9 protein-coding genes are annotated in these 9,606 nt (G+C 50.3%); 7 read left to right on the forward strand and 2 right to left on the reverse strand.

All coding sequences use genetic code 11. The annotated features are described in order from the left end of the window. From AQR02_RS33980 to sdaAA, 5 genes are all read left to right on the forward strand, one after another. On the forward strand, positions 1-249 hold a 249-nt coding region (locus tag AQR02_RS33980; RefSeq protein ID WP_245237300.1), incomplete at its 5' end, for a hypothetical protein. Beyond that, complete coding sequence (locus AQR02_RS33985; protein WP_245237301.1) at positions 192-869, forward strand: ABC transporter substrate-binding protein; 678 nt, start codon at positions 192-194, stop codon at positions 867-869. The genes AQR02_RS33980 and AQR02_RS33985, both read left to right, overlap by 58 nt. A gap of 31 nt (positions 870-900) precedes the next feature. Further along, positions 901-2,349, forward strand: a complete 1,449-nt coding sequence (locus AQR02_RS10600; protein ID WP_054940533.1) for a M20 family metallopeptidase — start codon at positions 901-903, stop codon at positions 2,347-2,349. Positions 2,350-2,380: 31 nt separating this feature from the next. Next, the gene (gene sdaAB, locus AQR02_RS10605) at positions 2,381-3,067 is read left to right on the forward strand and encodes an L-serine ammonia-lyase, iron-sulfur-dependent subunit beta (RefSeq protein ID WP_054940534.1); all 687 of its coding nucleotides are present in this window, start codon (positions 2,381-2,383) and stop codon (positions 3,065-3,067) included. A gap of 3 nt (positions 3,068-3,070) precedes the next feature. Continuing rightward, the gene (gene sdaAA / locus AQR02_RS10610) at positions 3,071-3,952 is read left to right on the forward strand and encodes an L-serine ammonia-lyase, iron-sulfur-dependent, subunit alpha (protein WP_054940535.1); all 882 of its coding nucleotides are present in this window, start codon (positions 3,071-3,073) and stop codon (positions 3,950-3,952) included. A 67-nt stretch (positions 3,953-4,019) separates the two neighbouring features. On the opposite strand, the gene lacZ is transcribed toward sdaAA, so the two are convergent. Further along, positions 4,020-7,133 carry a beta-galactosidase, LacZ type gene (gene lacZ, locus AQR02_RS10615; protein ID WP_054940536.1) on the reverse strand — a complete coding sequence of 1,038 codons (3,114 nt, stop codon included), beginning with the start codon at positions 7,131-7,133 and terminating at the stop codon, positions 4,020-4,022. Positions 7,134-7,250: 117 nt separating this feature from the next. Between lacZ and AQR02_RS10620 the strand changes: the two genes are divergently transcribed. Both AQR02_RS10620 and AQR02_RS10625 read left to right on the forward strand, forming a co-directional pair. Next, entirely contained in the window at positions 7,251-8,063 is an 813-nt protein-coding gene (locus tag AQR02_RS10620) for an AraC family transcriptional regulator (RefSeq protein WP_245237599.1), read from the forward strand. A 419-nt stretch (positions 8,064-8,482) separates the two neighbouring features. Then, positions 8,483-9,019, forward strand: a complete 537-nt coding sequence (locus tag AQR02_RS10625; RefSeq protein WP_280818640.1) for a GNAT family N-acetyltransferase — start codon at positions 8,483-8,485, stop codon at positions 9,017-9,019. A 43-nt stretch (positions 9,020-9,062) separates the two neighbouring features. On the opposite strand, the gene AQR02_RS10630 is transcribed toward AQR02_RS10625, so the two are convergent. Next, positions 9,063-9,606, reverse strand: a 544-nt coding sequence (locus tag AQR02_RS10630) for a P-loop nucleotide/nucleoside kinase family protein (RefSeq protein WP_054940539.1), incomplete at its 5' end; no start/stop codon positions are given.

Here is a 9,606-nt window from a genome sequence, read left to right on the forward strand (position 1 = left end):
AATAAGGTTTACATGAAAATCATGCCGGCCTCCAATCTGGTAGCCCAGCTGCAGACTGGTGAGATTCAGATGAACTCCATGCCGATCGGCCTGATTCCGATTCAGGATTTCGAGAAAGTGAAGAATATGACTAATGTTACGGTCGAGTCAGCCTGCCGACAGAACCAACCCTGCTGGTCTATAACACCAAGGTGTTTAAGGATGCCAAGACCAGACAGGCTATCGCTTATTCGATCAACCGAGATCTGATTGTGAAGCAGCTGCTGAAGGGCGAGGGGGAAATCATCGACGGCCTTCTGACCAGTATCCACCCGTACTACAAGGAAGAGGCAAGCTATGCCTATGATCCGGAAAAAGCCAAGCAGCTGCTGGAAGAAGCAGGCTGGGATTTCAATCAGGTCATTACCTTCAATGTTCCGGTCGGCAATAAAGTCCGTGAGCAGGCTGCAGATATCATGACTGAAAATATGAAGGCTGTCGGGCTTAAGGTCCAGGTTCAGAAGTATGATTTCCCGACTTTGATCCAAAAAGCACTCAGCCATGATTTTGATCTGACCATGTTTACCAACACCTTCAGCCTTGATCCGGGCGTGACGTTCCAGATTCTGGACAGCACCAATGCCTATAATATGGCTCAGTATTCTGACGCTGAAATGGATGCTCTGATTGCCAAGGGGGCTGCGGAAGCTGATCCTGAGAAACGCCGTGTCATTTATGATGAAATTCAAGATCAGTTCCATGAAGAATTACCGATGCTGACGATTTATTCTGAGAAACGCCTTCAAGCTGTATCTAAAAATGTCCTGGTCGGTAAACCGATTGATATTGGACCGCTTCACAACGTTAATGAATGGGATCTGACAGAGTAATACATCCAAACTTTGAAAAGGTGGGATTATCATGGAGATGAAGGACCGGGTTGCGCAATTGGTGGAGAATAAACGGGATTTGTTCATTCAGGCAAGCGATGATATCTGGGGATATGCTGAAACCCGTTTTGAAGAATACAAGTCCGCTCAGCTGCTCTCTGAAATCCTGGAGCACGAAGGCTTCACGGTAGAGCGTGAAGCAGGCGGGCTGGAGACCGGATTCATCGGCAGCTATGGGAGCGGTCATCCGGTGATCGCCATCCTGGGAGAGTTTGATGCCCTGTCCGGTCTCAGTCAGGTGGCGGGGGAAGCGGCTTACCAGCCGCTGATTCCCGAAGGCAACGGGCATGGCTGCGGGCATAATCTGCTTGGCACAGGTGCACTGGCAGCTGCGGTAGCCGTTAAGGATTATATGCAGGAATCCGGGATGTCCGGAACCGTCCGCTATTACGGATGTCCGGCTGAAGAAAGCGGCTCAGGAAAGGCTTTTATGGCGAAAGCAGGATTATTTAATGATGTAGACGCAGCATTCAGCTGGCATCCCGGAACTGCCAACTCCGTATGGCATATGTCCTCCTTGGCGAATATCAATGTCACGTTCCGCTTCAAGGGACAAAGTGCGCATGCCGGGGCAGCACCGCATCTTGGACGCAGTGCGCTGGATGCGGTGGAGCTGATGAACGTGGGGACCAACTACATGCGTGAGCACATGATTGATCTGGCCCGGGTACATTATGCCGTTACGAATACCGGAGGCAAATCACCGAATGTAGTTCAGGCTGAAGCTGAGGTCGTCTATCTGATCCGCGCTCCCAAATCCAAGCAGGTAACAGAGCTGTTCGAACGGATAAAGAATATTGCTCAAGGGGCCGCACTAATGACGGGAACGCAGGTGGAGCATGTTGTGGAAGGTGCGACGTCCAATCTGATCCCAAATGCAACGCTGGAGAAGCGTATGCACCAGAACCTGCTTGACCTAGGGCTTCCGGAATATACTGCGGAGGAGAAGGTACTCGCCAAGGCGATTTATGAAACAATCCCTGAAATCGACAAGGCGGATGCAGCCATGATGGCGGGCAAAGCTCTGGCAGCGCGGCTGGCGGAACAGCCGCTTGCGGAATTTGTGAAGCCTTATCATGAGCAAATGGTGATCATGACGGGTTCCACCGATGTCGGTGATGTCAGCTGGATCGTTCCCACGGCACAATGTTCGACTGCTACCTGGGCCTATGCAACTCCGATCCACGCCTGGCAGGTTGTTGCCCAAGGGAAAAGTACTTATGCGCATAAAGGAATGCTGCTGGCCGGGAAAACAATGGCGCTCTCCGCGCTGCAGGCCTTGCTTAGCCCGGAACTAATAGCGGAGGCCAAGGCAGAGCATGCGGAGAGACTGGATGGAGAAGCTTATATCTGTCCGATACCTGCGGAGATTTATCCGCCGAAGCTCTCTTCCGCCGCTAAATTACCGGTTAGCATCTAAGTATTTTCATCGAAGCCGGAGGGACAAGCATATGCGGTTCAAGGATGTATTCTCCATCATCGGTCCGGCCATGGTCGGACCCTCCAGCTCTCACACAGCTGGAGCAGTAAGAATTGGAAGGAGTGCCCGTCAGCTGCTGGGCGCTGTTCCGTCCCGCGCTGAGATCTTATTTTACGGCTCTTTTGCCGCTACTTATCAGGGACATGGAACCGACACTGCGATTGTCGGAGGGCTGCTCGATTATGCAACAGATGATCCGCGCATTCCAGATTCTCTGCAGTTGGCGGCACAGTCCGGCGTAACTGTTTCTTTCGCTGAAGGAAAAGGTCTATACAGTCATCCGAATACGGCTGAACTTTGGCTGAAATCTGAAGCGACGGGTCAGTCGCTGACGATGACAGGCACCTCAATTGGCGGCGGTAGCATTGAAATTGTGAAGGTCAACGGATTTACGGTCAGATTCAGCGGAGTTTATCCGACCTTGATTATCAGCCATAGCGACGTGCCGGGAATGATTGCCGATATGACACAGCTTTTCAAGTCACACGGAATGAACATCGGATTTATGTCCGTCGACCGGAAAAGCCGGAGTGGAGAAGCCGTTACGGTGCTTGAGCTGGATGCTGCCGTATCACCTGTATTAATCAAGGCGTTGAAGCGGATTTCTGCTGTCCGTGATATCCGTATGGTTGACTTAAACGTTGCCGGGGAGGTCTGAAAGATGCAATTCCGTACACTGGATGAACTGAAAGAGCTCTGTACTGAATCGCAGCAGACAATTGGTGAACTGATGCTGCAGGAGCAGTGCAGGGAATCGGGCCGAAGCCGCGAGAATGAATTCAAGAAGATGCAGGATTATTATGAGATCATGAAAGAAGCGGTAGAGCGCGGGCTTCATGAGGATACCACCTCGCGCAGCGGTCTGACCGGAGGAGACGCCCGGCGGATCTCAGCCTACCGTGGATCTGAAGAAACTTGTCTGGGAGGTCATGCCAGTCAGGCGATGATTTATGCGCTTGCGGTTTCGGAGGTTAATGCTTCAATGGGCAGAATCATAGCTACACCTACAGCCGGCTCCTGCGGCATCCTTCCCGGTGTGCTCATAAGTGCGCAGCAGCGCTTTGGCTGGAGTGATGAGCATATGGTGAGCGGATTGTTTGCGGCCGGAGCGATTGGCTATATCATCGCAAACAATTCTTTCATCTCAGGAGCTGAGGGAGGCTGTCAGGCAGAGGTAGGTTCAGCGATCGGCATGGCCGCCGGAGCAATGGTAGAGATGCGCGGAGGAAGTCCGGCTATGGTTGTCCATGCCGTAGGCCTAGCCCTGAAAAATTCGCTTGGACTCATTTGTGATCCGGTCGCCGGCCTGGTAGAGATCCCTTGTATCGTCCGCAACGGACTTGGTGCCGTAACCGCACTGGCGGCGGCGGATATGGCTCTGGCCGGGGTACGCAGTGTAATTCCTTCGGATGAAGTAGTCCAGGTGATGCTGGAGGTGGGTTCGGCAATGCCGGCTGCACACCGGGAAACAGCATTGGGCGGCTTAGCCCAGACACCTTCCGGGAAAAGAGTGATAGAAGAACTGAAGAAGGGCCGCATTTGATTGACACAACAAAAGGGGGAACTCCTGCAAAGGAATTCCCCCTTTTTGCTGTACCGGCAGAAATTAATTATCTTGGTGAAATTGTAAACCGGAATGAGTAAGTCCGGTTGGCAGGCAAGGTAAATTCGTCATGGGTCGGTGCACCCCAGCTGTCATCGCCGCCGACACCCATCTGCTTATAGTTCACCCGCAGTACAGTTTTGTCTGAAGCAGGCAATTTATACACATGATCACTTGCTTCCAGTTCGTCCGGGGTCCACGGTAATGCGTTAACCTCAATCGGAACCGTACCCTCGATATGGAAGCCGGGTCCGTTCACGCCTTCTGTAAGAGAAGCATATCTGACATCTGTCTTATTGCCGGATTCCTGAGGCCGGAGATAAGGGGTGAACTGGTCAATGACCTTTCCGCTATATCGTCCAATTGCAGCGCCGGTATTTCTGTCCCAATGGTTCTCGTGCGGTCCGCGCCCGTACCAGGAGATGGTATCAAGTCCGCCGTCCAGCACGAACATCATGCCGAATTCAGGGATTTCCGGCAGGTCACTGCCTCCGGGGTTCAAGTCCTGCGTGATCTCTACTGATCCATCTGTCCGGATCTCATATTTCACCCGCAGAATGGAGTCAGGATTCGTGAACAGGAGGTAGGTAGCTGAGACAAAGCAGCGGCTGCCCTCCGTATGACAGTTGAAGTCGATCAAACTCTGGGAGGAGGAGGCTTCTTTCCAGACGGCGCAGCGTTTATCCAGTCCGTTACCCAGGTCATTATCCGTGACGGCCCGCCAGAAATTCGCTCTTACAGGCTGCAGTAAACGTTCTTGATCTGCAGTCTGGTAGGAGTACACTTCTCCGGTCGTTGTATTGAAGGCTAGAGAGAAGCTATCGCCTGAAATGGTGACGGCGTTTTCTTGTTCGGCAATGTGAAGTGCACCGCCTGTGGATACCGCACGGCTGGATGCGAACCATGGCACAAGAACAAACTGTTCCCAGGCCATCTCATGATTGGCTTCTGACCATGAGGTTCCTTCAGGCTGGGTAAAGGAAATAGTCAGCACAGCTTCCTTATCATTCACCAATTCGTTGAGCTCATAAGGAATGATGCATTCAACCGTTTCGCCGGGTGCTGCAGCAATCCGCATAGTACCTTCTTGGGTGGTTTCTCCATCCCGGGCGATTCTCCACTCCAGAGTGTATTCTTCAATATTGGTGAACAAGAAGGTATTGCGGATCTGGAAATGTCCCTTTTGCAGATCCAGGGCCGAGATTTTGATGCTCTGATAGCATTTCTTCACCTCAAGCAGTTTCGGAGTTACTGTACGGTCCGCAAACAATAAGCCATTGCCGCTAAAGTTACCGTCATGCGGGGTTTCGCCAAAGTCTCCGCCATACGCCAGGTACTCTATACCTTCCACTGTGGTAGTGCGGATCGCCTGGTCCACCCAGTCCCAGATAAAGGCGCCTTGAATAATATCATATTTATCAAACAGCTCTGTATAGAGATGCAGTCCGCCGCAGGAATTGCCCATCGCATGGCTGTATTCGCACAGAATATAAGGCTTTTTCGGGTTATTTTTGGCATATTGCTCCACAGCGTCCGGCTTGATGTACATGGTGGATTCGATATCGCTGGCTGCCTCCGATGGTCTGTAGTGGAAAATGCCTTCATAGTGAACAGGCCGGGTCGGATCTGCTTCTCTCAGGTAATCATGCATCGCAAGGAAATTGTCGCCCCCGAAGGATTCATTGCCCAGGGACCAGATGATTACGGACGGATGATTCTTGTCTCTTTGCATCATGGAATTGCAGCGGTCGATGGCATTGGCACGCCACTCCGGTCTGCTTGCGGGAACGTTGTATTCATGCAGCTCCTGCTGGCCATACTGCCAGGAACCATGGGTCTCCAGATTCGTCTCGTCAATCACATAAAGGCCGTATTCATCGCACAGCTCATACCATACAGACTGGTTCGGGTAGTGGGAAGTCCGTACAGCATTGATGTTATGGGATTTCATGAGCTGAATATCGCGGATCATATCTTCTTTGGACAAGGCGCGGCCGGTGTCGCAGGAAAATTCATGGCGGTTGGTGCCTTTTAGCACAATCCGTTTGCCGTTGATTTTCATCAGTCCGTCTTTGATCTCGAACGTGCGGAAACCAACCTTGCAGCTGACCGCTTCCTGCAGCTGATCCTGATTGGCCACAACGGTGATGAGGAGGGTATATAAATAAGGCTTCTCCGCACTCCACTTCTTAGGGCGTTCGATGTGTGCGGACAGCTTAAGCTGCTGAACCTCACCTACAGCAAATGTAATATCCGCCGATAACGGCTGTTCAAAGATTGGCTGTTTCTGGTCATCAAAGAGCTGGACTTGAACGGAATGAGGGGTGAGCTCCCGGTTGAAATAATTCTCCAGCTGCAGGTTCACCTTAAGATCGGCATCCGTATAATCTTTATCCAGCTCCGTCACTACAGAAAAGTCCGTTAGGTGTACTTGAGGAGTCGTGTATAAATAGACCTCGCGGAAAATCCCGCTAAGCCGCCAGAAATCCTGATCCTCCAGCCAGCTGGCATCACACCAGCGGTAGACTTCAACCGCAAGCTTATTCTCGCCTTCGTGCAGGTAAGCGGTGATATCATATTCTGAAGGGGTAAAGGTATCTTCACCATATCCCACGAGTTCACCGTTCACCCATACATAAAATGCAGATTCAACCCCCTGAAAGCTAAGGAATACAGGCTGGCCATCCCAGGCTTCAGGTACAGTAAACGTCCGGGTGTAGGATCCTACGGGATTATACAAGGTTGGAGCAAACGGCGGCTTCAGGTCAGGCTCGGAAACAGCCCAAGGATAACGCACATTGGTATATTGCGGATAATCATATCCATGGAACTGCCAATGGGAGGGCACAGGGATTTCGGCCCAGCTGCTGGTATCGTAATCTGATTTATAGAAATCCTTGATGCGCTGCTCAGGGGTCTCCGCGAAGGCAAACTTCCAGCTGCCGTTAAGGGTTTGATAATTAGGGGATGCTGTTTTGTCTCCATGCAGTGCCTGCTGAGCGGTCGTGTAGGACATCATGGACGAATGAGCCGGCAAGCGGTTCAATTCAAATATTTCTGGATTGTTATTCCATTCAGGATAGCCGTTGGCGGGTGGTTGGTAGTTTAGCTTCTTGCGCACATTAACATCTCCTTGTATTGTTATATTCATATTATAAATTGGCAAATGCCTATAAGATATAAAAGGATATTATAGTGATATAACAATATATGAAACAGGTGAAGAGACTTGGAGAGAATGATGGTTTTTTGCGAAACAGATGATACGGTCCAGTTGCCGCTGTATGCTACAACTATCGGATATTGGGAGCACCAGGAAGAGACTGAGCGTCCATCTGGGTTTCCGGATTATCAGCTGCATCAGATTTTGGACGGCAAGGGCGAGCTGACGATAAAAGATAAACGGCAGATTGTCGGTCCGGGAGATGTATTCATTACCTTTCCGGATATTCCGCATTCCTACATGCCGGTTAGCCGGGAGTGGGAGCTGGCCTGGATATCCTTTCAGGGGAGAGAGGCCAGGGGAATGCTATCCTATGCGGGTATCCGCGAGTCAGGTATCTGGAGACTAAGGGAACTTGAACTTCTTGCTCCGCTTAAGGAAATGCTGCTGCTGCCGGGAGGCAACGATCTCGAGGTGAACCTGGAACGTTCCAAGCTGCTGTACTCCCTGCTGCTGGATTTAAAAAGAAACCTGCCTCCTGCTCTGAATAAGGAAGATGAGCTTGTACGGATCAAACCGGTGCTGGAGCATATTGAGCTTCATCTGCACCGGACACTGACCTTAAAGGAGCTGTCTGAGGTAATCTCTGTTTCTCCGCAATATCTGTGCCGGCTGTTTCAGCGTACGGTTTATGACCGGCCGGTAACCTATATCAATAAGCAGCGTATTAACCGGAGCAAGCAACTGATGTATCAGGAACGTGAAAAAAAGTTGTACGAAATCGCACAGCTGACAGGCTTTGAGAACGCAAGCTACTTCTGCGCGGTATTCAAACGTTTAACCGGAATGAAGCCGGAGCAGTTCAAGCAGCTGCACGGTTTGGATTAAATAAACTGTAAACACCCATGGCGATAAAAAATGCTCCTACTCAGATGGCTACGGCACCGGAGAGTATCCTTGCTTCGATGTAAGCCACGCTTGGCTCAGAATCGCCGTTTATTCCATCCCTCACTCATGCGTCAGCCAAAGGTAGGATTCTTGCGGACATAGATCCCAAAGGCAATCGTACCGATCCCAATAATAAGCAAGAAAATTCCTGAGGCTATCATATGACCAGCTCCTTTAATCGGTTATACGGGAATTATTGAAAAATCTTACTCGAATGAAGGCTGCTGGTTCATAACAGAGTCTAAATTTCTTGTAGAATGATGCATGGCGTGTTTGTTTGCCCATCCGTAAGATTGATCTATGTGCTGTACTTAACAGCGGATCGATTGGAGTGAATTATATTGCATACGGGAACTCAAGTGATTGAAACGGACAGATTAAAGTTAAGGTCCTTTACGCTGCAGGATGCCGGAAGCATGTATATGAATTGGATTAATGATCCGGAAATACAGAGAAATTACGGTGAGCCTGTGTACGAAAGCATTGCATTAGTGGAAGAATTATTGCAGAAGTGGATATTGTTCTACGCTAGAGAAGATTTCTACCGGTGGGCGGTTATTCTTAAGGATATGGAAACATGCATTGGACAAATTGCCTTTTACCATGTAGATAGCGAACATCATCAGGCAGACATTGAATATTGCATCGGACAAGCGTTTCAGAACGAAGGGTATGCCTCAGAAACGTTAAGAGCAGTGATTCAGTATATCTTTGCCCATACCAGGCTGCACCGGCTGCAGGCTTATCATCGTGGACGCAATACTGTCTCCGGCATGGTACTCAAGAAAGCGAACATGAAATACGAGGGAACATTAAAAGAGAGCTTCTATTATAGTGATACTGGGGAATACGACGATAAGCATTACTATGGGATCGTTAAAGGTTCTGTGGAGTAAATTCCTTGCACTTGTCAAAAAGCAACTGGCGGGCTGCTTTTACTCAATCGTAAACAAACTGCTCTACCAGCTTAGCGGTAACCGCTACATCAGGATGCGAATTGTCGATTAACGCCACGTTTGGTTCGGGCAGCGGCCATGTAACCGTACGGCTGCCCAGTGACGAGCGGAAGACCTCCCAATTCCGGAACTTCCAGTCATCAAGAGGGGAATGCCTGCCTAGTATCCGCTCGCGGAACAGCTCCTCGTCAGCTAATGTGACCAGCACGACCTTGACTTCAATGTCTTGCAGTGTAAAGCCAATCCGGCTCAACTCGTTTTCAATCCAGCCGGGATCCGCTGCTTCCTTAGTGAAGGGTCCAACCACAAATACATCGCTGTCGATACCGAGATTATCGAGTGCAGCATCCATGGTGATCCGGTAGCCCAGGTCTCGGCACAGTCTTTTGTATTCGGCGGAATCCCTGTCTGTAGGGTCTAGTCCATGCATAGTCATAATTGCATCTGCCGCAGGCCGTAATAAAATATCCATGTCGAAAAAGGCGGCTTTGCGGCGGGAAGCTACTGCCTTGGCTAATGTAGTTTTA

The organism is Paenibacillus ihuae, assembly GCF_001368795.1.
GTDB lineage: Bacteria > Bacillota > Bacilli > Paenibacillales > Paenibacillaceae > Paenibacillus_AQ > Paenibacillus_AQ ihuae.

What these genes read in the sequence shown, in the direction of transcription:
- AQR02_RS10600 (WP_054940533.1), top strand. Translation starts at nt 901, where the DNA reads ATGGAGATGAAGGACCGGGTTGCGCAATTGGTGGAGAATAAACGGGAT.
- sdaAB (WP_054940534.1), top strand. Translation starts at nt 2,381, where the DNA reads ATGCGGTTCAAGGATGTATTCTCCATCATCGGTCCGGCCATGGTCGGA.
- sdaAA (WP_054940535.1), top strand. Translation starts at nt 3,071, where the DNA reads ATGCAATTCCGTACACTGGATGAACTGAAAGAGCTCTGTACTGAATCG.
- AQR02_RS10620 (WP_245237599.1), top strand. Translation starts at nt 7,251, where the DNA reads ATGATGGTTTTTTGCGAAACAGATGATACGGTCCAGTTGCCGCTGTAT.